24 protein-coding genes are annotated in these 22,745 nt (G+C 40.5%); 21 read left to right on the forward strand and 3 right to left on the reverse strand.

Features of this window, described 5'->3' with window-relative positions; translation table 11 throughout:
- Positions 1 to 156: 156 nt before the first annotated feature.
- Positions 157 to 1,514 (reverse strand): IS3 family transposase gene (locus PQ478_RS04020; RefSeq protein ID WP_435521046.1). Its coding sequence is split into 2 segments (ribosomal slippage): positions 157 to 1,043 and positions 1,043 to 1,514, totalling 1,359 coding nucleotides; the frame shifts between segments, so codons are not numbered across the junction.
- A 620-nt stretch (positions 1,515 to 2,134) separates the two neighbouring features.
- Here PQ478_RS04020 and PQ478_RS04025 point away from each other — a divergent pair.
- The 9 genes from PQ478_RS04025 (at position 2,135) to PQ478_RS04065 (ending at position 8,824) form a co-directional block, all read left to right on the forward strand.
- Positions 2,135 to 3,154, forward strand: a complete 1,020-nt coding sequence (locus tag PQ478_RS04025; protein WP_289235901.1) for a YhcN/YlaJ family sporulation lipoprotein — start codon at positions 2,135 to 2,137, stop codon at positions 3,152 to 3,154.
- A 176-nt stretch (positions 3,155 to 3,330) separates the two neighbouring features.
- Entirely contained in the window at positions 3,331 to 3,903 is a 573-nt protein-coding gene (locus tag PQ478_RS04030; RefSeq protein ID WP_289235902.1) for an intercompartmental signaling factor BofC, read from the forward strand.
- A 113-nt stretch (positions 3,904 to 4,016) separates the two neighbouring features.
- On the forward strand, positions 4,017 to 4,634 hold the full coding sequence (gene ruvA / locus PQ478_RS04035; RefSeq protein ID WP_289235903.1) for a Holliday junction branch migration protein RuvA: 618 nt from the start codon (positions 4,017 to 4,019) through the stop codon (positions 4,632 to 4,634).
- A gap of 47 nt (positions 4,635 to 4,681) precedes the next feature.
- On the forward strand, positions 4,682 to 5,683 hold the full coding sequence (ruvB, locus tag PQ478_RS04040) for a Holliday junction branch migration DNA helicase RuvB (RefSeq protein WP_289235904.1): 1,002 nt from the start codon (positions 4,682 to 4,684) through the stop codon (positions 5,681 to 5,683).
- On the forward strand, positions 5,680 to 5,895 hold the full coding sequence (locus PQ478_RS04045; protein WP_289235905.1) for a DUF2905 domain-containing protein: 216 nt from the start codon (positions 5,680 to 5,682) through the stop codon (positions 5,893 to 5,895). The genes ruvB and PQ478_RS04045 overlap by 4 nt, the downstream gene beginning before the upstream one ends.
- Positions 5,896 to 6,031: 136 nt before the next feature.
- Positions 6,032 to 7,057: a tRNA preQ1(34) S-adenosylmethionine ribosyltransferase-isomerase QueA gene (gene queA, locus PQ478_RS04050; RefSeq protein ID WP_289235906.1), complete on the forward strand. Its 1,026-nt coding sequence runs from the start codon at positions 6,032 to 6,034 to the stop codon at positions 7,055 to 7,057.
- 28 nt (positions 7,058 to 7,085) lie between these two features.
- Positions 7,086 to 8,225, forward strand: coding sequence for a tRNA guanosine(34) transglycosylase Tgt (tgt, locus tag PQ478_RS04055; RefSeq protein WP_075683117.1), 1,140 nt, complete (start codon positions 7,086 to 7,088; stop codon positions 8,223 to 8,225).
- Between the two features lie 43 nt (positions 8,226 to 8,268).
- Complete coding sequence (gene yajC, locus PQ478_RS04060; RefSeq protein WP_012957756.1) at positions 8,269 to 8,532, forward strand: preprotein translocase subunit YajC; 264 nt, start codon at positions 8,269 to 8,271, stop codon at positions 8,530 to 8,532.
- Between the two features lie 151 nt (positions 8,533 to 8,683).
- On the forward strand, positions 8,684 to 8,824 hold the full coding sequence (locus tag PQ478_RS04065) for a hypothetical protein (RefSeq protein ID WP_289235907.1): 141 nt from the start codon (positions 8,684 to 8,686) through the stop codon (positions 8,822 to 8,824).
- A 123-nt stretch (positions 8,825 to 8,947) separates the two neighbouring features.
- Here the strand turns inward: PQ478_RS04065 and PQ478_RS04070 are convergent, their stop codons facing one another.
- Positions 8,948 to 9,337: a TIGR04086 family membrane protein gene (locus PQ478_RS04070; protein ID WP_012957757.1), complete on the reverse strand. Its 390-nt coding sequence runs from the start codon at positions 9,335 to 9,337 to the stop codon at positions 8,948 to 8,950.
- A 157-nt stretch (positions 9,338 to 9,494) separates the two neighbouring features.
- Here PQ478_RS04070 and PQ478_RS04075 point away from each other — a divergent pair, with 157 nt between their 5' ends.
- The 4 genes from PQ478_RS04075 to PQ478_RS04090 all read left to right on the forward strand — a co-directional run bounded on the left by PQ478_RS04075 (position 9,495) and on the right by PQ478_RS04090 (position 13,298).
- Positions 9,495 to 10,784, forward strand: a complete 1,290-nt coding sequence (locus tag PQ478_RS04075) for an ArsB/NhaD family transporter (protein WP_012957758.1) — start codon at positions 9,495 to 9,497, stop codon at positions 10,782 to 10,784.
- Positions 10,785 to 10,900: 116 nt separating this feature from the next.
- Complete coding sequence (locus PQ478_RS04080) at positions 10,901 to 11,557, forward strand: DUF421 domain-containing protein (protein WP_012957759.1); 657 nt, start codon at positions 10,901 to 10,903, stop codon at positions 11,555 to 11,557.
- A 103-nt stretch (positions 11,558 to 11,660) separates the two neighbouring features.
- Positions 11,661 to 11,966 carry a hypothetical protein gene (locus PQ478_RS04085; protein ID WP_289235908.1) on the forward strand — a complete coding sequence of 102 codons (306 nt, stop codon included), beginning with the start codon at positions 11,661 to 11,663 and terminating at the stop codon, positions 11,964 to 11,966.
- A gap of 192 nt (positions 11,967 to 12,158) precedes the next feature.
- Positions 12,159 to 13,298, forward strand: a complete 1,140-nt coding sequence (locus tag PQ478_RS04090; protein ID WP_022626509.1) for a dicarboxylate/amino acid:cation symporter — start codon at positions 12,159 to 12,161, stop codon at positions 13,296 to 13,298.
- Positions 13,299 to 13,337: 39 nt separating this feature from the next.
- On the opposite strand, the gene spoVB is transcribed toward PQ478_RS04090, so the two are convergent.
- Positions 13,338 to 14,909, reverse strand: coding sequence for a stage V sporulation protein B (gene spoVB / locus PQ478_RS04095; RefSeq protein ID WP_289235909.1), 1,572 nt, complete (start codon positions 14,907 to 14,909; stop codon positions 13,338 to 13,340).
- Positions 14,910 to 15,041: 132 nt separating this feature from the next.
- Here spoVB and PQ478_RS04100 point away from each other — a divergent pair, with 132 nt between their 5' ends.
- The 8 genes from PQ478_RS04100 to PQ478_RS04135 all read left to right on the forward strand — a co-directional run bounded on the left by PQ478_RS04100 (position 15,042) and on the right by PQ478_RS04135 (position 22,590).
- Positions 15,042 to 15,527, forward strand: a complete 486-nt coding sequence (locus tag PQ478_RS04100; protein ID WP_289235910.1) for a COG2426 family protein — start codon at positions 15,042 to 15,044, stop codon at positions 15,525 to 15,527.
- 36 nt (positions 15,528 to 15,563) lie between these two features.
- Positions 15,564 to 15,839, forward strand: coding sequence for a post-transcriptional regulator (locus PQ478_RS04105; RefSeq protein ID WP_022626512.1), 276 nt, complete (start codon positions 15,564 to 15,566; stop codon positions 15,837 to 15,839).
- Positions 15,840 to 15,992: 153 nt separating this feature from the next.
- Positions 15,993 to 17,297 carry a protein translocase subunit SecD gene (gene secD / locus PQ478_RS04110; RefSeq protein ID WP_289235911.1) on the forward strand — a complete coding sequence of 435 codons (1,305 nt, stop codon included), beginning with the start codon at positions 15,993 to 15,995 and terminating at the stop codon, positions 17,295 to 17,297.
- A complete protein-coding gene (secF, locus tag PQ478_RS04115) occupies positions 17,287 to 18,231 on the forward strand; it encodes a protein translocase subunit SecF (protein ID WP_022626514.1) in 945 nt (314 codons plus the stop codon). Before secD ends, secF begins: the two co-directional genes overlap by 11 nt.
- Before the next feature lie 124 nt (positions 18,232 to 18,355).
- On the forward strand, positions 18,356 to 19,255 hold the full coding sequence (locus PQ478_RS04120; RefSeq protein WP_012957767.1) for a cation diffusion facilitator family transporter: 900 nt from the start codon (positions 18,356 to 18,358) through the stop codon (positions 19,253 to 19,255).
- A gap of 30 nt (positions 19,256 to 19,285) precedes the next feature.
- Positions 19,286 to 19,624 (forward strand): LapA family protein, encoded by a 339-nt coding sequence (locus PQ478_RS04125; RefSeq protein WP_012957768.1) that lies wholly within the window; start codon positions 19,286 to 19,288, stop codon positions 19,622 to 19,624.
- 78 nt (positions 19,625 to 19,702) lie between these two features.
- A complete protein-coding gene (gene recJ, locus PQ478_RS04130; RefSeq protein ID WP_289235912.1) occupies positions 19,703 to 22,072 on the forward strand; it encodes a single-stranded-DNA-specific exonuclease RecJ in 2,370 nt (789 codons plus the stop codon).
- A gap of 2 nt (positions 22,073 to 22,074) precedes the next feature.
- Positions 22,075 to 22,590: an adenine phosphoribosyltransferase gene (locus tag PQ478_RS04135; protein WP_012957770.1), complete on the forward strand. Its 516-nt coding sequence runs from the start codon at positions 22,075 to 22,077 to the stop codon at positions 22,588 to 22,590.
- The last annotated feature ends 155 nt before the right edge of the window (positions 22,591 to 22,745 follow it).

The raw sequence follows: 22,745 nt of genomic DNA on the forward strand, positions 1-22,745 counted from the left end.
ATACTAAGATATAGAGAGTAAAGATTAAATCTAAAAAGACGACTCACTCATTTTAAATGAGAAGTCGTCTTTTCTGTGTTTTGGGATCGCTTTCCGCGGTGAGCTGCTGAGCTTCCTCGGGCTTTATGCACTGGACCCATAAAGTTGGACACTTTTTTAAGCAGCTTTTTGGGTACTGAGTCGATAAGCTACTGGACTTTTCCGGTTCAATCTTGATTTAATTCTCACATGGTTGTAGTAATAGATGTATTGTTCTAACTCTTCTTTGAAGTGTTCAATACTATCAAATTCGTTTAAATAAAGGAACTCCGATTTCAGGATTCCAAAAAAGTTTTCCATGACAGAATTATCGTGACAGTTGCCTTTTCGAGACATACTTTGTGTGATGTTATGTTCTTTCAGTTTCCTTACGTAAGGGGCCATTCGATAGTGCCAACCTTGATCAGAATGAATCAAGAGATCATCGCCTTTATTTAGGTGCTTTAACCCTTGGTCCAACATCGTATCGACCAAATCATACGTTGGTCTTGATTGGAGCGTATAGGTTATCAGTTCGCCGTTAAACAGGTCAAATAGTGGAGACAGATAGAGCTTCTGTCCAAACAATTTAAATTCCGTAATGTCTGTCACCCACTTTTGATTAGGCTTCTCGGCTCTAAAGTTACGGTTTAGGATGTTTGGAGCTGCTTTTCCAACTTCTCCTTTATATGATTTGTATTTTTTCATTCGTACAAGGCATTTAAGCCCTAGGTCTCTCATCATTCGAAGCACTTTCTTTTTGTTAATCGCATATCCCTTTTCCTGAAGGAGGTCTGTAATACGACGATAGCCATATCGACCAAAGTGCTTATGGTAAATGAATGCAATTCTTCTTTTCCATTTTCGATCAGGATCTGGTTCGCTCCATTTTTTTACAAGGTTATAGTAAGTGCTTCTAGGCATCTTGGCTATCTTTAACATTCGAATCACCGGGAATTCGTTCCTTAGTTCATATACTACTTTCGCTTTGATTTTGTTGGTGATTGTTTTTCCTGAACTAAGGCTTTCAGCTTTTTTAAATACGCATTCTCCATACGCAGGTGTTCCAGTTCTCTTTTCATCTCTTCTATCGATTGGGTTGAAGAGTCGCTGTTGCCCTTGTTTTTATTCTGATTAGAAGTCATTGTAGAAAGCCCCTTTTCTCTTGGTTCAAGGGCATCTTCTCCAGCTGTTTCCCACTTTTTCTTCCATCTGCGAAGCATACATGGAACGGGAATATGAAAAATGGCTGATGCCTCTCGAATGGAGTAATTCTCTTCGGTCATAAATTGAATTACTTTCAGTTTAAAGGCAGCTGAATAGTTTGTATAGGGAAAGGTAAAAGCTTGATCCCCATGATAGCGAACTAACATCACCCAATATCGCAGCGTCGAATCATCTACGCCCACTTGATTTGCAAGTTCTCGATAACTGATGATTTCATTTAGATAACGTTTAGCCGCTTGAAGTTTATATTCCTTGGTGAACGTGGTCATTGATGAAGGCACCTCCTATTGTTGATTGAGGTGTCCAACAATAGGGGTGCAGTACATTTAGCCCTGCGGGATCTCAGCCCTGCTCAATGCACCGCAGGAGTACGCATATTTCCATCCGCTGAGATAGTGCTTTTCCAGAAATTTAGTGGAATGATGTAAAAAGTGAGCTCAGATCTAATTATTCAACTGCCGTACAGTCTTTTAGGTTTAGAAGCTTCTTATAATGAAGGAGCACTATACTACCTCTTCGCTCTGTTGATTGGAGCGGAAGGGACTCGACTCCAGCGGGATGTGCGTGGCCAGAGAAGACCCCACAGAAGCGAAGCGACGAGGAGGCTTCCGGACCGCCCGCGGAAAGCGAGTGCCTGCAGCGGAAATCAACAACTATTGCGGGGAGGACTCTTTGCAGTCTCATGTGTTTTGTCATGGTGGATTTATGAAAAAAGTATAATTCATCAAATACTTCAATTTTTATTATTACTTCAAATTTAATATGAAATTATCCGCATTAAAAACAAGAGTATGCCGTATGCTGCTAACATTTCATAAATGTCCAGTAACTAACAGATTAAAGTTCCCCTTTAAAAGCCACATTAATTGATGAAAGGGGGAATTAAAACATGAAAAAAATCGCGATGACGGTAGCCGCTGCAACTATGATTTTAGGCAGCATGACCGCTTGTGGTACAGATAATCAAGCAAGAACAATGAACAATAACTATCAACAAACAGGGTTTGCATCACAAGACATGAGTGGTGCATACACAAGTCAACGTTACGGTGGCCAAGGACCTGTCACTGATATGATGACACCTGATCACCGTGGTGGCACATATGGAAGACTTGATCAGCAAGCTGGTCAAAGAACGCGTACGCATTTAAATAATTACACAACACGCGGAGATAAAGGATTCCAGTCTGCAGGACGTGATGGTTATCGTGCAAATCAAACAAGACCAGGTATGGGACGAGCAGGTATAACTGGTAATGACCGTCCTGGAATGGTCGATGAAGATGGGCTTTTACGTGGCCATGCCAACACGCGCTATGGTACACACAATCGTCAAGGAGCAATGAACTTTGGTCAACGTGGTGCGATGACTGGTAAAGGTGTTCGTGATCACGGCATGGCTCGTCGGGGCGCAGGTACTATGGAGCATGGTGTACAACGTGGAACTAATGCTTTAGAGCGTGGAGCTGGGGCACTGGAACATGGTGCTGCTCGTGGTATGGGTGCAGTAAGACGTGGTGCGGAAAACTTAACAGGTCAACGTACCAATACAGTTAATTACCATAAAGACTATGATGGTAAAACAGCTCAGCAATTAGCTAACCGTGTGGATGATATTGAAGGCGTTGAAGATTGTCGTGTCATTGTACATGAAAACGACGTCGTTGTAGGTGTTCAAACGGATGCTGATAATGAAAAAATCAAAAAACGCGTCCAAAACGTTGTTGAGAAAAGTGTAGATGGAAAAGCTGTGCGTGTAGTAACAGATAAAAACACAGTTGGACGCATTCGTACAATGGATGACCAATTACGTACAGGTGCTGCTTTTGATGAAGTAGGAGCAACATTTAATAACATGCTTCAAGACCTTGGTCGAGCAGTGCAAAGACCTTTTGAACGCTCACGTTAATAAGAACCTAAAAGACAGAGGCTTATGCTTCTGTCTTTTTGCATGTCTTTTTTAGATAAAATGCTGTTAAGTGGAATGAAAAAGAATGATTTCGGACAAAATGTAGCTGTAATTAGAAGTAATTTGGAAAGAAAAATTAAAAACTCTAGATCAATTGAAAGTTGGTGAACTTGGTTGTGAAGGTATTCCAAGTTATAAAAAAACAAAAGGGCCATACGTTGCTAATTATATTTTTATTGCTGCTCGTTTCAGGAGTAAGTGTTCTATTTAACCAAGCATTTAGTTCCGCAGAGCGGGGACTGGCGGAAAGTGATCTAGGTGAAGCGTTTGAAGTTTCAGGTCCAGCTACTATGGATGTTACATTGCAATACATGTATTTAGACGGGGAAGTCATAGAGGAAAAGACGAAAGAAACGATTTGGTCGATGGAAGATTTTTGGGCACAGTATGAGGATTGGACCTTGCTTAGGCAGTCTGAAGACGGGATCGTGTTTCAAAAGGAAATTGACGATATCTCTCCTGCATTAAAAATGAATGGATATTTTGGAATTACTGAAGACGGGGTGCTCTCTATATTTGAAGGGGTTCCCCAAGATGAACAAGTCATTCAATCTTTTTTTCAAGTCGATACAAAAAAACTTAAAAGCAAGCAGCATTCTGAGCTGGTCAATGGAATTCCTATTGGGGATAAACACCATTATGAAGAAGTCTTAGAAGCATTTGCTGAATATAAGGAATCGGAGTTTTAAGCTGTCTTTTGTGAGGCAGCTTTTTTCACTTTGTGCTAAGGTGCCATTATACGAGGTCAGTGTAATATGCTAAAATAGAAATAAATGTTCGTATAATGGAGAGGAAGTTAATTGTGATTGATTACATAAATGGCGTATTAGTTGATATTGAAACTCAATATGTAGTGTTAGATCATCAAGGACTGGGGTATCAAATTTATTGTCCCAACCCTTATCGATTTTCTAAACAATTAGATGAAAAGGTAAAAATATATACATATCAGCATGTTCGCGAGGATCTTATTCGTTTATTTGGGTTTGAATCCAAATCTGAGCGTGCTCTGTTTGAAAAATTGTTGAACGTATCTGGAATTGGCCCAAAAGGTGCATTAGCAATCCTTGCATCAGGACAGCCAGAACATGTAGTAAGGGCTATTGAAGAGGAAGATGAAGCGTTTCTCGTTAAATTTCCTGGAGTGGGCAAAAAGACAGCAAGACAAATCATTCTTGATCTTAAAGGGAAGCTTGATGAATTTGCTCCTAATTTATTCAATGAATCAAACGGTCTTGTATCAGAGAAAATGACAAAGGTGAATCAAGAAAATGCTGAACTAGAAGAAGCGCTTGAAGCCTTGCGTGCACTTGGATATGTAGAAAAAGAACTTAAGAAAGTACGTCCTAAGCTTGAACAAGAGGATATGGCCACGGACGCTTATATTAAAAAAGCACTTCAGTTAATGTTGAAATTCTAATGCTGAAATTCTAGAGACATACACATTATGAAGGAGGTGGGGAAAAAATGGAAGAACGTATGATTTCTGGTGAAGCGCAAGGATTAGAAGACTCCATTGATCAATCGATCAGGCCAATGGATTTAAATCAATACATTGGCCAAGAAAAAGTAAAGCAGAACTTGAAAATCTTTATAGAAGCTGCCAAAATGCGTGAAGAATGTCTTGATCATGTTCTTTTATATGGCCCTCCTGGACTTGGAAAAACGACTCTATCTGGTATTATTGCTTCTGAAATGGGAGTTGAGATGCGAACAACGTCTGGTCCGGCTATTGAAAGGCCAGGAGACTTGGCCGCCATTTTAACAGCACTTGAACCGGGTGATGTCTTGTTTATTGATGAAATTCATCGGCTTAATCGAATGGTGGAGGAAGTTCTTTATCCTGCAATGGAAGATTTTTGTTTAGATATCGTAATTGGAAAGGGGCCGACAGCACGTTCTGTGAGGCTGGATCTGCCCCCTTTTACATTGGTGGGCGCAACGACTAGAGCAGGCATGCTCTCTGCTCCCCTAAGAGACCGGTTCGGGGTAATGGCGCGTCTGGAATATTACACGGAAACGGAATTAGCCTTTATCGTTAAACGAACGGCATCTATTTTTGAGACAGAGTTAGATGATGAAGCTGCTTTAGAAATCGCAAGACGATCACGCGGTACCCCACGTATTGCTAATAGGCTGCTAAGACGAGTCCGGGATTTTGCTCAAGTGAAAGGTGATGGGACTATTTCTGTAGATCTTGCAGAAGATGCTCTTGAGAAATTACAAGTTGACCGTCTAGGACTTGATCATATTGACCATAAATTATTAATAGGGATGATCGAAAAATTCCGGGGTGGTCCGGTTGGTCTTGAAACAATCTCTGCCACTATTGGAGAAGAATCAGAAACAATCGAGGATGTGTATGAACCGTATTTATTGCAAATTGGTTTCCTGCAAAGAACACCTCGTGGAAGAATGGTTACACCGCTATGTTATCAACATTTTAATCTGGAGGAGCCAAGTAGATGAGTACAGCGTCTAAAGTGTTAATTGCCATTGGAGTTCTCTGTATTATTATTGGTATTCTATGGCCGGTTATTTCAAAAACACCGATTGGCCGGCTGCCTGGAGATATTTTGATTAAACGGGAGAATTCAACGTTTTACTTTCCAATTATGACTTCCATTGTGATTAGCATTGTTCTGTCATTAATTCTATTTCTTTTTGGACGCTTTAGATAATTCTTGCTTAATAAATAAAGGTTCGGTATTCTAGAAAAGATGCTTTTTATTGCTGTTCTCTATTAATTAGTGAATTGTAGGATTAAAATACAATGTTCAAATACAAAGTTTATTCGTATGAAAAAGGTGAACCAACATGGATGTACGTGATTTTGATTTTTACTTACCTGATGAATTGATCGCACAGACGCCGCTCCTAGACCGAACGGCGTCTCGTTTGCTTGTTTTAGATAAAGAAAATGGGGCAATTAAAGACGATGTATTTTCTTCAATAACGGACTATTTAAAGCCTGGTGATTGCTTGGTTTTAAACGACACGAGGGTTCTTCCAGCTCGTTTATATGGTGTGAAGGAAGATACGGGTGCTAAAATTGAACTGCTTTTATTAAAACAATTAGAAGGCGATAAATGGGAGACGTTAGCTAAGCCTGCAAAACGTGTAAAAAAAGGAACAACCATCACGTTTGGTGATGGGCTGTTAACAGCTACTTGTATTGAAGAAACTGACCAGGGCGGCCGTGTAGTGGAGTTGGCATATGAAGGGATTCTTCATGAGGTGCTTGATCAATTAGGCGAAATGCCGCTGCCTCCATACATTAAAGAACAGCTTGATGACCAGGAGCGTTATCAAACGGTATTTGCGAAAAATCGCGGTTCAGCAGCAGCTCCTACAGCTGGTCTGCATTTTACAGAAGACCTTTTGCAAACTCTTCAAGATAAAGGAGTACACTTGGCATTCATTACACTGCACGTTGGACTTGGGACCTTTAGACCTGTAAGTGTAGAAGATGTGGAATCACATGAAATGCATGCTGAGTATTACCAGATGAGCGAAGGAACCGCACGGTTATTAAACGAAGTCAAAGAAAATGGCGGTAAGGTAGTAGCGGTCGGTACCACCTCTGCTAGAACGCTTGAAACCATCATGAATGAGAACGGCACATATTGCGAAGCATCTGGATGGACATCGATTTTTATTTATCCAGGTTATAAATTTAAAGGAATTGACGGATTACTGACGAATTTCCATTTACCAAAGTCTACACTTGTAATGCTTGTAAGTGCGCTTGCTGGTAGAGAACATATTCTACAGGCATATAACCATGCTGTTAAAGAGCGTTATCGTTTCTTCAGCTTTGGTGATGCTATGTTTATTCGTTAAGTTAAACCGATAAGGAGGATGGGACGCTATGGCAGCAGTCACTTATGAGTTAATTAAAACATGTAAACAATCAGGTGCAAGACTTGGGCGTGTGCATACACCACACGGTACATTTGAAACACCCATTTTTATGCCTGTAGGAACATTAGCTACAGTCAAAACGATGAGCCCTGAAGATTTGTATGATATGAATGCACAGATTATTTTAAGCAACACGTACCACCTTTGGCTGCGTCCGGGACATGATATTGTCAAAGAAGCAGGCGGTCTGCACAAGTTTATGAACTGGGATCGTCCGATTTTAACAGATTCTGGCGGATTTCAAGTATTTAGTTTAAGCGACTTGCGTAAGATTGAAGAAGAGGGTGTACACTTCCGCAACCACTTAAGCGGTGAAAAACTTTTCTTAAGCCCTGAAGGAGCAATGGACATTCAAAATGCACTTGGCTCTGACATTATGATGGCTTTTGATGAATGTCCGCCTTATCCTGCTGAATACAGTTACATGAAAGATTCAGTAGAACGTACGAGCCGCTGGGCAGAACGTTGTATTGAAGCGCATAAGCGTCCGGAAGATCAAGGGTTGTTTGGAATTGTCCAAGGCGGCGAGTATGAAGAGCTTAGAAAGCAAAGTGCAAAAGATCTAGTATCAATGGATTTCCCTGGTTATGCTGTTGGGGGGTTATCGGTAGGAGAACCAAAGGATGTCATGAATCGTGTCCTCGAGTTCACCACTCCTTGGCTTCCTGATAACAAACCGCGTTATTTAATGGGGGTCGGATCGCCAGACTCACTTATTGATGGGGCAATTCGTGGGATTGATATGTTTGACTGTGTGCTGCCTACTCGTATTGCACGAAATGGGACATGTATGACAAGCGAGGGACGTTTAGTGGTTCGTAATGCAAAGTTTGCACGCGACTTCCGCCCTCTCGATGAGAACTGTGATTGTCATGTGTGTCAAAATTATTCTAGAGCGTATATCAGACACCTTATTAAATGTGAAGAAACGTTCGGATTTAGGCTTACGACTTATCATAACCTTTATTTCCTGTTAAACTTAATGGAACAGGTAAGACAGGCAATTCGCGATGATCGTTTGCTTGACTTTAGAGAAGAGTTTTTTGAACAATACGGTTTCAATAAACCGAACGCAAAGAACTTCTAATCATAAGCTTGTACAGTAAAGTATGGAAAGGGGGGAATTTTGAATGGAAATTATCGGTACATTATTACCATTAATCCTTATGTTCGCGATTTTTTATTTCTTGCTTATCCGTCCGCAACAAAAGCGTCAGAAATCAATTCGTGACATGCATGCTAACCTTCAGCGTGGTGATAAAATCATCACAATTGGAGGGATGCACGGGGTAATCGATGCAATTGATGAGGATGTTATTATCATCCTTGTAAATGAGAACCGCAAGCTGACTTTTGACCGCGCAGCAGTCCGCGAAGTAGTCAACCCAGATTGATAAAAGAAAGGCGAAGGCGACTGTACTGTCATGCGGTAAAATAAGGAGGAGCAATTCGAAGCCGCTTTTTGGCTTCAATTGATACACCATTTTTACCCGCAGGACAAGGAGCCGCAGCTGGACAAAGAAAGGCGAAGGCGACTGTACTGGCATGCGGAAAAATAAAGGGGAGCGATTTGAAGCCGCTTTTTGGCTTCAACCGATGCACCGTTTTTACCCGCAGGACAAGGAGCTGCAGCTGGAGAAAGAATGGCGGAATGATTCGTTTAGATATGAGGGGCTGGAGGTTTGACAAAAAGAAGCGCTTTTTGCTTCGTTTGGCAAAGTGAAGGCACAGAATATTTGAATCATGAAGCTAGACAACTAAAGACTGCACATACATAAGAAGCACAGCCATTAGGCTGTGCTTCTTTCTTTAGTAGTTAGATGAAGAATTGCTTGTAAGATTTACTCCAATGATGCCTCCGAGTGCAGCTAGGAGCAGATATCCTCCGTGAAATGCATATTGACTGGTTGTAAACAATTCATTGTAGCCTAAAAATTGAACTAAAAATGTGAGCATTGAAAACAGGAGGGCGGTCAGCGCACCTGCCATTAACCCTTTTGCTTTCGCTTTGGCACCAGACATAAAACCCCCGATAAACATAGAAAGAAATGCAACCCCCATAATTAACCAGCGGATCGATTCCTCTGTATAGGAGGTAAAGGTCAAAAACAACGATGCGAGCAGGCTAAAGGATAAAGCAATGACTAATATTGCACATAATCCCCAAAGGACAGCTGGGAAGAAACTTCTAGAAGCCACTTTTTACACACTCCCCTTCATTAAAGTTTAATCTCTTTCTACAGCTTATTCGGGCTTGTATAAAATAGACATAAAACATTCAGTCAGAAGAATAAGGGACATGTTTAAATCAAGCTTGTCATAGGATGGTAGAAATGTGGACGAGAGGAGTACAAACATGGCGGTAACCTTTGCGTTAATCATTTTTATCATCAGCTATTTCTTTATTATGACTGAAAAACTAAACCGAGCAGTTATTGCCTGTCTTGGCGGCGTGTTAATGCTTGTGTTTGGTATTTATGAAATAGAAGCTGCTTTCTTGCAGCACATCGACTGGCACACAATCACGTTGTTACTCGCAATGATGATTTTAGTCTCCATCACAAGCCAAAGTGGTTTCTTTGAATATGTAGCCGTTTCAATGGCAAAGTGGGTAGAAGGGAGGCCAATCCCCCTATTAATTGTCATTTCCACACTGACGGCTTTTGGGTCAGCTTTTTTAAATAATGTCACGACGGTTCTTTTAATTGTCCCGATTATTTTTACTTTGACCTCGCTTCTTAAGTTAAATGCAGTGCCGTTCTTATTATCGATTGTTATGGCTTCAAATATAGGAGGGACAGCAACATTAATAGGTGACCCTCCTAACTTAATGATTGGGCAGGCGGTAGGTCATTTAAATTTCAATGATTTTCTGATTCATCTAAGTCCGGTAGTTATTGTTATTTTTATCATCGTTATGGCTGGACTTGTGTTTTATTATCGAAAGCAGCTCTCAGTAAGGACAGAACATCAGATGAAGCTCAAAATGCTTAATCCGAGAGATTTTATCAAAGATAAAATTCTTTTATTTAAATCAGTGACGGTTCTTTTTGCCACCACATTTGCATTTATTATTCAACCAATGCTTCATATTGAGCTGACAAGTATTGCTATGGTCGGAGCCTTATTATTAATGTTAATCACTCAGGAAGAACTGGATGTAGAAGAGGTGTTTAAATCTGTTGAGTGGGTAACGTTGTTCTTTTTTGTTGGTCTCTTTATGCTTGTTGGAGGATTAAAAGAAGTTGGATTAATTGATGAGTTTGCTAAAGCCATTATTTACTATACTGATGGTGATTTGCCTAAAACGGCTATGTTTATCTTATGGGGCTCAGGCATACTATCAGGGTTTGTGGATAATATTCCATTTGTAGCCGCTATGATCCCAGTTATTTTAGAGTTTCAAGAATATGGTATGGCGAATCTTGATCCACTGTGGTGGGCGCTTGCATTAGGAGCTTGTTTAGGAGGAAATGCCACTATTATCGGGGCCACGGCGAATGTGATTGTGGCAGGAATGGCTCTAAAAGCAAAACAGCCGTTCAGTTATTGGGAGTTTTTAAAAGTTGGAGCGCCTATTGCGATTCTTTCGTTTGTGATATCAAGTATCTATATTTACTTACGCTACCTTATTCATTTTCAATAAACGTATTCGATTAAATAAAGCTAAATCAGACTTACCAAAAGCTTCAATTCATCACCATTTAAAGTTTGCACATACTATTTGCAGAGACTTGTTTGGTGATGAAAGGAGCGTTGGCGATGGATTTTGTGACAATCATTCTGCGGACATTTTTGGTGTATGTCATTATTCTCCTCGTCTTACGCTTGATGGGTAAACGAGAGATCGGACAATTATCCGTACTTGATTTTGTTGTCTCTATCATGATTGCTGAATTAGCCGTTATTTCAATTGATAATTTTAGTTCACCAATGATTCATTCATTAATCCCTATCTTTGTCTTATCCATTATTCAAATCACCTTTGCAGTTATTTCTTTAAAAAGTGAGAAGCTGCGTGATTTCTTGGATGGAGAGCCTTCTGTTTTGATTAAAGAAGGAAAGATTGATGAACATGAAATGAGAAAACAGCGATATAACTTCGATGATTTACTTGTTCAGCTGAGGCAAAACAAAGTGGCAAAGCTTTCTGATGTGGAGTTTGCTATTCTAGAGCCATCCGGTAAGCTTTCTGTTATAGAAAAGTCAAAACAAAATGAGAATAGCGGTCCCAATATGCCATTACCCCTTATATTAGATGGGAAAGTACAAGAAGAACATTTAGATAAAATTAATAAAACACCTCTATGGTTGAGGCAGGAGATGCGAAAGATCGGTTATCGTGATATTAAGAAAATTTCTTATTGTGCATTGAGGGATGATCAATCTTTTTTTGTAGATGTGAAGGACGAACAATAATCGTTTATTGTATGTAGCAAATGTGCAGCAAAATGGTTAGAAGTGGAGACAGGCTTTTTTGTTTGTTCATATGATAGATATGAACGATAAAGGAGGTTTCTGTGTGTCTAATTACTATGAACTTGCCAAAGAACATCAAGGTCAAAGAGTAACGATTACAGATCGGTCTGGTGCCGTCTATACTGGCAGATTAATGAATGTCGATACCGAACATGTATACCTTGAGGTAGAGCAAGACACAAATGAAATGTATGAGCAGGAATCGTATGATCGGAGCGGAGGATATGGCTATTATCAGCCGCCATATCCAGCACCTTACCCGCCGCCATGTCCAAAAAACAATGTCATTCCAATTGCTCTTGCGGCTATAGGCGGTTTTGCTTTAGCTAGTGCGTTCTTCTGGTGGTAAGAACCTCAATTTAGTAAGCTAATTCATTAAGCTAATCTTTATAATGGGATTAGCTTTTTATTATGGGGTAATAACTTACTATTCTGAATATAACGTGAATGCTTGTTTTATTGAAATAGATATGTAAAATAGCATTATACATTTGTTCTTCTACAGGAGACAATCTTTAGGAGACATAACGGGGGTAGAGAAATGAAACTTTTAGGGAAACTGCTCATTGGTATTATTTTAGGTATCATTATCGGTTTGGCAGCACCAGAATGGGTCGTTAGAGTATTAGTCACTTTTAAAACTCTTTTCGGCAGCTTTATTACATTCATCGTCCCATTTATTATTTTATTCTTTATTGCAAGCGGCGTAGCAGGACTTGGAAAACGAAGCGGAAAGCTGGTTGGAAGTACAGTCGGTCTTGCGTATGTTTCAACTGTTCTTGCCGGCCTTTTAGCTTTCACAGTGGCCTCATTCATCATTCCAATGCTGACAACACCTAGTGAAGCGGTGGAGGAAGCAGGAGGACTTGAGCCGTTTTTAAGTTTTGAGATTGAACCATTAATGGGGATTGTAACAGCATTAGTCATGGCCTTTGTTTTTGGTATTGGGGTTTCTAAAACAGGAAGCGAAAAGATTAAAGCTTTCTTTGATGAAGGCCGTGATATTATTGAACTCGTTATTGCAGCAATCATTATTCCGTTATTACCATTCTATATCGCAGGGATCTTCTCAGAGCTTGCTTATGAAGGAACAGTTTTTGAAACATTGAGCTTATTTGCTGTTGTATTAATTTTAGCGATTTCTCTTCATTTAGTTTGGCTTGTTATCCAATATTCAACTGCAGGAGCTCTTCGTAAACAAAATCCATTTAAGCTTCTAGCAAATATGGCTCCGGCCTATGCAACGGCGATCGGAACAATGAGTAGTGCAGCAACGATTCCGGTAACATTACAATCAGTTAAAAAGAATAACGTAAAAGAAAATATTGCAAACTTCGGAGTGCCGCTCTGTGCGACGATTCATTTATCAGGTAGTGTCATCACCATTGTGACTTGTGCGATGGCCGTGATGATGATCACGCCAGAGTTAGCGGCACCGACTCTTGCAAATATGCTTCCGGTTATCTTTATGCTTGGGCTGATTATGGTTGCAGCCCCTGGGGTACCAGGAGGAGCAATTATGGCTGCGCTAGGAGTATTAACTTCTATGCTTGGATTCAGCGAAGCAGCAATCGGCTTAATGATTGCTCTTTACATGGCTCAAGACAGCTTTGGTACTGCTACAAACGTAACTGGAGACGGAGCGATTAATTTAATCATTGATAAGTTTTCTAAATCATAATTAGGAAGAGCTTCGGCATATATGCTGAAGCTCTTTTTATTATCCTTTTGGTACTAATTTTGCTGCATATCGGCCGACTACAGGTATGCGGTTAAGTTCCTCTCTTTTGATAAGCCCAAGGAAAATCATTAAGATGCTGTAGAAAAGAGTGGTTATAGAGATGCTGAGTAATGTTTTTGTGACTAGTGACTGGTCAAGGAATGCATGATTTAAGCAAAGGAAGCCAATCCAGGTAGATGAGCCGATCAGCAATATGACCTTAACGACTAGTTTGATATCGATAGTGAAGCTTACTGTTTTGACAACCGTTGCAAAATGGAGCAGAGTGACTAAAATGAACCCAATGACAATGGCAAGGGCTGCACCCATTATGCCGAGTTCTGGTCTTGTGGCTAATGCAAAGATCGCACCTATTTTAACAACGGCTCCAAATAAACTGTTCATCATCGCAGCTTTGGCTAAATCTAATGCCTGAAGTGTTGCTTGAAGCGGACCTTGAAAGTATAAGAATATACTGAACGGCGCCATTACTTTCACATATGTTGCAACGGACGGAGCATTATACATAAGCTCCATAATTGGTTCTGCGTAGACGTAAAGAACGACAACTGATACGCCGCCTGAGATTAGGGCGAGTCTAAGTGCCTGCCCTAAGCGGTGGTGGATCGTTTTGTATTGTTTTTTAGCGGCAGCTTCACTGATTGCCGGAACGAGTGATACAGATAAAGAGTACGTAATAAAAGTAGGAAGCAAGATAAGCGGAATAACAAAACCAGCTAACTCTCCATATTGCCTTGTCGCCATGACTGTCGCAACCCCTGCAAGCGCTAAACTTTGAGCGACAACGATCGGTTCAAAAAACAAGGATATGGAACCAATGAGACGGCTCCCAGTCGTAGGAAGCGCAATTCGCATGAGGTCATTGAATGTATGTTTTCCTTCTTTCACATAGCTAAAGAAGCCAGAGCGGATCTTAAATCGTTTGTTTGATTTGAACATATAGATCATGTATAGAAGGGATGCAAGCTCTCCGAATACAACTGAGATCATGGCTCCTGCTGCGGCATACTCTACACCCATTGGTAAAAAGGCACTTGTCATGACTGCAACTAATGTAATTCTTACGACCTGTTCAATAACTTGTGAGTAGGCAGTAGGCTTCATGTTTTGGCGCCCTTGGAAATATCCACGCATAACAGAAGAGAGAGCAACAATTGGGACAATTGGAGCAATTGCAATGAGTGGGTAATAAGCCCGTGCATCTGTAAGCATTGTCTTTGATATAATGGGTGCAAAGAGAATCATGGCTGCAGTGAAAATAATACTCAACGTACCTGTAATAGCTAACGATACGACTAAAATTTTCTTTATTCTGCTTCGGTCGCCTTTTGCTTCTGCTTCAGCAACAAGCTTTGAAATGGCGACAGGAAGGCCTAGCTGGGTGATGGTTATAACGAGAAGTAAGGTAGGAACAGCCATCATATAAAGTCCGACGCCTTCAGCTCCCATAATACGTGCAACAACGATTTTATTAACAAAGCCTAGAAAGCGCGTGATGAGTCCTGCTATGATGAGGATCAACGTCCCTTTTATAAAGGTCTGTTTTGACATGTGCAGCCCTACTTTCATAAAAAAATATGGATATTTTCCGCTATTATTTATATGCTTAGTAGTGGGGCAAGCATGACAAGTTGTTTAAAAGTCGTTGGTATGGGATTAGAGAATAGAGAGGAAGAGTACTGAGTGAAACACACGATTGAGGAATTTTTAATTAACACATTTGGTTTTCTGCCGCCGGAATTATTAGTTATTGTTATTTCAGCTATGCCGATCTTAGAGCTTAGGGGAGGCATTCCACTTGCGCATCAGCTTGGATTTTCATTTGGAGAAGCACTATTTTTTGGCATCTTAGGGAATTTGCTGCCGATTATTCCGATCTTATTATTATTTCGTCCGGTAAGTAAGTGGATGCTGAGATTCTCAATGTACAAACGATTTTATGATTGGTTATATAACCGCACAATGAAAAAAAGCAATAATGTTGAAAAGTTCGGTGCACTGGGATTAATTTTATTTACGGCCGTGCCGCTTCCGACCACAGGAGCCTATTCAGCAAGTCTTGCAGCCATTTTATTCTTCATTCCGCTAAAATCGGCTTTTCTAGCGATTGCAACTGGTGTTGTTATTGCAGGAGTAGGGGTTGCAGGCGTTATGTATATGGTTTTTTAAGGAAGCTTGCACAACACTTGAAGGGAGCATGATAGGATGGATAAACAACAGTTTGAGAGTTGGAGATATGACGTACAGCCTGCTTTATCTTCTAAAGTAGATGAGTTTCATTTTTTAGGGTATGAACGAGTAACAGAAGATCAAGTATGGGCTTGTTTAATGTATCGTCTGCGAAAACAAAAAGAGTTTATTCATCTTCATGCCTTTGTTCAGGCTATTTTATCGTTAAAGGTCCAAGATTACATGACTTGGGTTACAAAAGAAAGCTACCGTGAAAAGAACGATTGGTTTGCAAAAGAAACACTCGTATAGGTAGTTTTTACATAAACATGACTAAAGAATGAGAATATTCTAGATGAAATTGACAGGAATTTTCATTAAAAGCTATAATAAGACTATTGTGTAAATGCTTGTCTCCTAGTAGACAAGCATTAGTGCGTTAATAGGAGGAGGCATTAGAGCAACATGGTGAAAAAAGGCCGAATTATTGCTTTTTTTCTCATCGTACTCATCTTCGGGGGGCTGATCAGCCAGACGGTTATGGGAATTACGAAGGAAATCAAGCTTGGACTAGACCTTCAAGGCGGGTTTGAAATTTTATATCAAGTCAATCCTGCAAATGAAGGAGATGTGATTGATCAATCAGCACTTAGTGCAACGGTAGGTGCGTTGAACCAGCGTGTAAATGTACTCGGTGTATCAGAGCCGAACATTCAAATTGAAGGTGATGATCGTATTCGTGTTCAGTTAGCGGGTGTTGATGACCAGCAAACGGCACGTGATCTTTTATCTACAGAAGCAAATTTAACATTTCGTGATGTAAATGATGAAGTGCTTTTAGACGGAAGTGACTTGCAGCAAAACGGGGCAAGCTCTTCATTTAAAGACCAGACGAATGAGCCGATTGTCACGCTCACATTACGAGATGCACGGTTATTTGAAGACATAACAAGGGAGATATCAAGCAGGCTTCCTGGTGAAAATTTATTAGTGATCTGGCTTGATTTTGAAGAAGGGGTGGACTCTTACGAAGCAGAGATGATGAGTGAGGATCCGAAATTCTTATCCGCTGCCTCTGTCAGACAAGTCATCCCATCAAGAGATGTTATGATCGAAGGGAATTTTACAGTTGAGGAAACTCGCTTTATTGCTGAAGTATTAAATGCAGGGTCTTTGCCTGTTCAGCTAGAAGAAATGTATTCGAATTCAGTAGGGGCTTCTCTTGGGGAACAGGCAATGGAGAAGACGATCTATGCCGGATTTATTGGGATTGCGTTAATCTTTTTATACATGCTTTTCTATTATCGTTTTATGGGTGTGATCGCTGTGATTACCCTAAGCATGTACATTTATCTAGTACTTCTTGTGTTTAACTGGATGAATGCGATTTTAACACTCCCTGGGATTGCTGCGTTAATTTTAGGTGTTGGTATGGCTGTTGATGCAAATATCATCACGTACGAGCGAATTAAAGAAGAAATTCGCTCAGGTAAATCGATGATGTCGGCATTCAAAGCAGGCAGCCGTCGTTCGTTATCAACAATTCTCGATGCCAATATTACAACGATTCTTGCAGCAGGTGTTCTATTTGCATATGGGACAAGCTCGGTTCAAGGGTTCGCAGTAATGTTAATTGTAAGTATTTTAACAAGCTTTGTTACAGCTGTGTATGGTTCGCGTCTATTGCTCGGATTATGGGTGAACAGTCGTGCACTGAATAAGAAGCCGCGCATGTTTGGTGTGAAAGAAGGTGAAATCGATGAGCTTTAATTTTCAAAACCGCGAGATTGATTTTGTTCAGCATCGTAAAAAATTCTTTACGTTCTCGCTTGCTGCTATGCTCATTGGTGTCATCCTTTTGCTGACGATGGGGTTGAATTTAGGAATTGACTTTGAAAGTGGATCTCAAGTGGAGATTCTTGCTGAAGAGCCGCTTACAGCAGAGCAAGTGGAAGCAGAATTTGCTCAAATTGGTTCAGGATATACGCCTGATGACATTACATTAGGCGGAGATCGTAATGAAATGGCTACAGCACGCTTTATCGGTGTGCTTGATGCAGGTGAGATTGCAGAAATTCAATCGTATTTTTCCGAGAATTTCGGGGCTGAGCCAAATATTGGCACAGTATCTCCTACAGTAGGGCAAGAGCTTGCTCGTAATGCGTTAATTTCTGTATTAATTGCTTCTGTCGGGATTATCATCTACGTAACGATTCGATTTGAATTTTTATATGGGGTTGCTGCGATTGTGGCACTCTTGCATGATGCATTCTTTATTATTGCGGTATTCAGTTTACTGCAGATTCAAGTGAATGTTCCTTTTATAGCAGCCGTATTAACGATTGTCGGTTATTCCATTAATGATACAATTGTTACCTTTGACCGAATTCGTGAGAACATGAAGCTAACAAAACGAGTGAAGGATTTTAATGATCTTGCAGCTGTTGTAAACAAAAGCCTCGTGCAGACGCTTGCTCGTTCAATTAACACCGTATTAACAGTCGTATTTGCAGCTGCTGCCTTATTTATATTTGGCGGGGAAGCGATTCGATCATTTGCGCTTGCTTTATTAATCGGGCTTGTAGCTGGGACCTACTCATCTATGTTCCTCGCTTCACAGTTATGGTTGATCTGGAAGTCAAAACAACTAAAAAAACAAAAGTTTAAGAGTAAACCTCAGCCAGAAGAAGAGCCGACTGTTTAGTAAATGAACAGGTGCAAAGCAAGAGACATAATATGAGATCATGGTGCATACCATGATCTTTTTTTTGGTACAATAACGTGGAGTGGTGGCAGGTTTTGGTATACTATCTATGTGAGGTGAGCATATGGAAGAAGCAGATATTCGGTACCGTAAAGTACGCTTTGCTGCTTGGGTAGGGATTATAGGAAATATCATACTTGCGATTATTAAAGCGGTTATTGGATTTATGGCTAACAGCCGAGCGCTCATTGCTGATGCTGCACATTCTGCATCCGATGTTGTGGGATCTGTGGTCGTTTTAATTGGCGTCCGCGCAGCAAAACTACCGCCGGATGAAGATCATCCATATGGTCATGGGAAAGCGGAATCTGTAGCAGCCATTATAGTGGCGGTTCTTTTATTTATCGTGAGTTTTGAAATTGCGCTTAGTGCAATAAAGTCCTTCTTTGAGCCCGTTGTGGTACCGAAGATGATTGCGATCTATGCGGTGCTGTTTTCGATCGTTACAAAAGAAATTATGTTTCGATATAAGTATCAGCTGGGTAAAAAGTATAAGAGTGAAGCTTTAATGACAGATGCCTGGCATCACCGTTCAGATGTATTCTCATCGCTGGCTGCTCTTATCGGTATTGGTGCTGCTATTTTAGGTGGTATGCTCAATATTTCTTGGCTTGTATACGGGGATGCGATAGCGAGTGCGTTTGTGGCCATCTTAATTGGGAAAATGGCTTACAGCTTAGGGAAACAATCGATTCATAATGCATTAGACCATGTTCTTCACGAAGAAGATACGATCGAAATGAAAAAAGCAGCAGCTGAAGTTCCGGGTGTATTAAATATTGATGAGTTTTATGCTCGTGAACACGGTCATTATGTCATTATCGATATAAAAATTGGTGTTAACCCGAACATAACTGTTGAAGAAGGCCATACGATAGGGAAAAATGTAAAGTTAAGGTTATTAGAAGAAAAGCATGTGCAAGATGTTCTCGTTCATATTAATCCATATAGAGAAAAAGAATAAGTAGAAAAATACCATGAGGAGGGTTATGGGATGAGGGGACAATGGAATATTATCTTAGGTTTGTTAGTTGCTATTATTATTGCAATCTTTGCAGTCATTAATGTAGAAGGCGTCCGGGTGAATTATCTATTTGGTACAGCAGAATGGCCGTTAATTCTCGTTATTTTAGGTTCTGTATTTATGGGGGCCATTGTAGCAGGTGCACTTGGAATGGTTAAAATCTACCGTCTTCAAGCCGAGCTTAAAAAACTGAAGACGTTAAAGGGCCATCAAGAGTCAGCCGTTAAAACGGAATCTTCTATTGACAAAGTGGAAGAAGACGAGAATACCGTCATTAAAGACACAACCTTAGATCAAGATCCCAAATAAAGTAAACAATATAGACGCATTCAATCATTGTCACCCCTTGGCACCTCCTGTATAATAGGATGGTCAAGGGGTGAACTTATGTTAAGACCTAAGGCAAGATGGAAAATCCAAGAACAAGATGAACATAAAGCAGGTAGGCTTGTAAGCGAGCTGGGCGTTGATGAACTTGTTGCCCAATTATTAGTTAATCGAGGCATAGAGACACCAGAAGCTGCGAGAACTTTTTTATATACAAAGGAAATGACGTACCATGATCCCTATTTGTTAAAGGGTATGGACAAGGCTGTGGCACGAATTAAAGAAGCCATTGCAAACCAAGAGAAGATCTTAATATTTGGTGACTATGATGCGGACGGTGTAAGCAGCACCTCTGTTATGATTTACACGTTAAATGAACTTGGTGCTGTGTTTGATTATTATATTCCTAATCGGTTCACAGAAGGCTACGGGCCTAATGAGCCGGCTTTGAGGCGTGCGAAAGAAGAGGGGTATTCCTTAGTCGTAACAGTAGATACAGGGATTTCTGCTGTTCACGAGGCGAATGTCGCAAAAGAGATTGATCTTGATTTTATTGTGACCGACCATCATGAGGCCCCTCCAGTTTTGCCAGAGGCATATGCTATCGTAAACCCGAAGCAGCCAGATTGTACGTATCCTTTTAAAGGATTAGCTGGTGTAGGGGTTGCGTTCAAAGTGTCACAAGCACTCCTCGGCAGAATTCCTAAAGAGCTGCTTGATATTGTTGTTATCGGAACGATTGCTGATCTAGTACCGCTGATTGATGAGAATCGTTTAATGGCTAAAGAAGGACTGAAGGCCCTAGAATCAACATCGAAGCCAGGGTTGCGTGCTTTGATGAAAGTGTGTGGAATTGGTCAGGATGCCTTAACGGGCGATCATGTCGGCTTTGGAATTGGACCGCGGATCAATGCTGCAGGAAGACTTGATTCAGCTGATCCGGCAGTAGAGTTGATGATTACGAATGATTCAAATGAAGCGGAACACCTAGCTGCTGAAATTGATTCTTTTAATAAACAACGTCAATCGATTGTTAATACGATTACTGAAGAAGCAGTCGAGGTCGTAGAATCTAAGTATCCTCCAGATGAGAATGATGTGTTGATCATTGCAGGAGCCGGCTGGAATGCAGGTGTTATTGGGATTGTTGCCTCACGCCTTGTTGAGCGTTTCTATCGTCCGACAATCGTATTAAGTATTGACGAAGAAAAAGGGTTAGCCAAAGGTTCAGCGAGGAGTATTGAAGGCTTTGATATGTTTAAAGAATTATCGAAAAGCCGAGATATCCTGCCTCATTTTGGAGGACATCCAATGGCGGCTGGATTGACAATGAAAGAATCTGATCTTAATTTACTGCGTGAACGTTTAAATAATCAGGCGAAGGAAGTTCTAACTGAGGAAGACTTTAAGCCGCTTACGAAGATCGATTTATCCACAACGGTAGACCGCATCTCCTTAACGGTGATTAAGCAGTTAGAAGCTCTAGCTCCTTTTGGAGTGAATAATCCAACACCAAAAGTGATGCTTGAAGGAGTTCATATCGATCAGATGCGCCGTATTGGCAGTGAGTCTAATCATCTAAAAATGTCTTTTGTTCAAAACGGAGCGAGTCTTGATGGGATTGGCTTTCATTTAGGGCATTTACATGATGAAATCAGTCAGACGGCAAAGCTCTCTGCGATTGGAACTCTTTCCATCAATGAATGGAATGGACATGTAAAACCGCAGATGATGCTTGAAGATCTTGCAGTTAAGGAATGGCAGCTTTTTGACTGGCGCAGTATTAAACAAAAGAGGTTAGAAGATCGATTGATGGAAATTCCGATTGATGACCGTGTACTTATTTTCTTCAAAGAATCCACGAAAGAAGAGCTCGGACTCCAGCTGGATGACTTGAGAAAAGCGAGTGATCTGACGGAGATGAGCGGAGGCTTTGAAGGGAAGTATGTGGTATTATTAGATGTGCCTAATACTCGAGAAGAGCTTTCTCTTTTATTTAAAGAACAAGGAACACCTAGCAGGATTTATACTATTTTTCATCAACAGGACGATTCGTTTTTTACGACAAATCCAAATCGTGATCAATTTAAATGGTTCTATGCTTTTTTATTAAAGCGTAAAACATTCGATGTGAAAAAACATGGAACAGACCTTGCTAAGCATAAAGGCTGGTCTAGACATACGATCGATTTTATGTCCCAGGTGTTTTTAGAGCTCGGTTTTGTTACAATAGACAATGGCGTTCTATCTCTAAGTGATGCACCAGAGAAAAAAGCGCTCGATGCGTCAATTACGTATCAACGAAAACAAGAGCAAGCACAAATAGAAAATCAATTCGTTTATTCTTCTTATGAGGAATTAAAGCAATGGTTCAATCGCGTGATTCCCCGAAATGAAATAGATGAACGACAAATCAAGGAGACGGTGTAAAAATGGATTTTAAACAGTATATTACAATTGTAGAAAACTACCCTAAAGAAGGTATTCGCTTTAAAGATATTACGACCTTGATGCAAGATGGTGCAGCATACAAAGCGGCTATTGATGAAATGGCAGAATTTGCAAAAGATAAAGAAGTCGATCTTGTTGTTGGGCCTGAAGCTCGTGGCTTTGTTGTTGGTTGTCCAATTGCCTACTCTCTAGGAACTGGATTTGTTCCTGTACGTAAAGCAGGAAAGCTTCCGCGTGAAGTGATCTCAGTTGATTATGGTTTAGAGTATGGTAAAGACAGCTTGACGATCCACCGTGATTCTATTAAAAAAGGGCAGCGCGTACTGATTGCTGATGACTTGCTTGCTACAGGTGGTACCATTGAAGCAACAATTAAAATGGTTGAAGAACTAGGCGGGATTGTTGTTGGAATCGCGTTCATGATTGAACTTGATTACCTAGATGGCCGTGAGAAACTTAAAGGCCATGACATTTTCTCATTAATGACGTATAAATAAACAACTAGAAGATCAGAGTGCTCATAAGTGATGAGTGCTCTTTTCTGTTATCTAAATACAGAAAAGGGCATAGTAGTAGTGATTACATACAAGCGGGCACAGGGGTGGAAATATTTTTCTATACTACCTCGACATTTTTCGCCTTTATCCCTTTA

The organism is Alkalihalophilus pseudofirmus (assembly GCF_029094545.1).
GTDB classification, from domain to species: domain Bacteria; phylum Bacillota; class Bacilli; order Bacillales; family Bacillaceae_D; genus Alkalihalophilus; species Alkalihalophilus pseudofirmus.

What these genes read in the sequence shown, in the direction of transcription:
- yajC (WP_012957756.1), top strand. Translation starts at nt 8,269, where the DNA reads ATGGAAATTATCGGTACATTATTACCATTAATCCTTATGTTCGCGATT.
- spoVB (WP_289235909.1), bottom strand. Translation starts at nt 14,909, where the DNA reads ATGTCAAAACAGACCTTTATAAAAGGGACGTTGATCCTCATCATAGCA.
- PQ478_RS04075 (WP_012957758.1), top strand. Translation starts at nt 9,495, where the DNA reads ATGGCGGTAACCTTTGCGTTAATCATTTTTATCATCAGCTATTTCTTT.
- PQ478_RS04135 (WP_012957770.1), top strand. Translation starts at nt 22,075, where the DNA reads ATGGATTTTAAACAGTATATTACAATTGTAGAAAACTACCCTAAAGAA.
- PQ478_RS04080 (WP_012957759.1), top strand. Translation starts at nt 10,901, where the DNA reads ATGGATTTTGTGACAATCATTCTGCGGACATTTTTGGTGTATGTCATT.
- PQ478_RS04090 (WP_022626509.1), top strand. Translation starts at nt 12,159, where the DNA reads ATGAAACTTTTAGGGAAACTGCTCATTGGTATTATTTTAGGTATCATT.
- secD (WP_289235911.1), top strand. Translation starts at nt 15,993, where the DNA reads ATGGTGAAAAAAGGCCGAATTATTGCTTTTTTTCTCATCGTACTCATC.
- PQ478_RS04125 (WP_012957768.1), top strand. Translation starts at nt 19,286, where the DNA reads ATGAGGGGACAATGGAATATTATCTTAGGTTTGTTAGTTGCTATTATT.
- PQ478_RS04105 (WP_022626512.1), top strand. Translation starts at nt 15,564, where the DNA reads ATGGATAAACAACAGTTTGAGAGTTGGAGATATGACGTACAGCCTGCT.
- PQ478_RS04065 (WP_289235907.1), top strand. Translation starts at nt 8,684, where the DNA reads ATGCGGAAAAATAAAGGGGAGCGATTTGAAGCCGCTTTTTGGCTTCAA.
- ruvB (WP_289235904.1), top strand. Translation starts at nt 4,682, where the DNA reads ATGGAAGAACGTATGATTTCTGGTGAAGCGCAAGGATTAGAAGACTCC.
- PQ478_RS04045 (WP_289235905.1), top strand. Translation starts at nt 5,680, where the DNA reads ATGAGTACAGCGTCTAAAGTGTTAATTGCCATTGGAGTTCTCTGTATT.
- queA (WP_289235906.1), top strand. Translation starts at nt 6,032, where the DNA reads ATGGATGTACGTGATTTTGATTTTTACTTACCTGATGAATTGATCGCA.
- PQ478_RS04025 (WP_289235901.1), top strand. Translation starts at nt 2,135, where the DNA reads ATGAAAAAAATCGCGATGACGGTAGCCGCTGCAACTATGATTTTAGGC.
- tgt (WP_075683117.1), top strand. Translation starts at nt 7,086, where the DNA reads ATGGCAGCAGTCACTTATGAGTTAATTAAAACATGTAAACAATCAGGT.
- recJ (WP_289235912.1), top strand. Translation starts at nt 19,703, where the DNA reads ATGTTAAGACCTAAGGCAAGATGGAAAATCCAAGAACAAGATGAACAT.
- PQ478_RS04120 (WP_012957767.1), top strand. Translation starts at nt 18,356, where the DNA reads ATGGAAGAAGCAGATATTCGGTACCGTAAAGTACGCTTTGCTGCTTGG.
- secF (WP_022626514.1), top strand. Translation starts at nt 17,287, where the DNA reads ATGAGCTTTAATTTTCAAAACCGCGAGATTGATTTTGTTCAGCATCGT.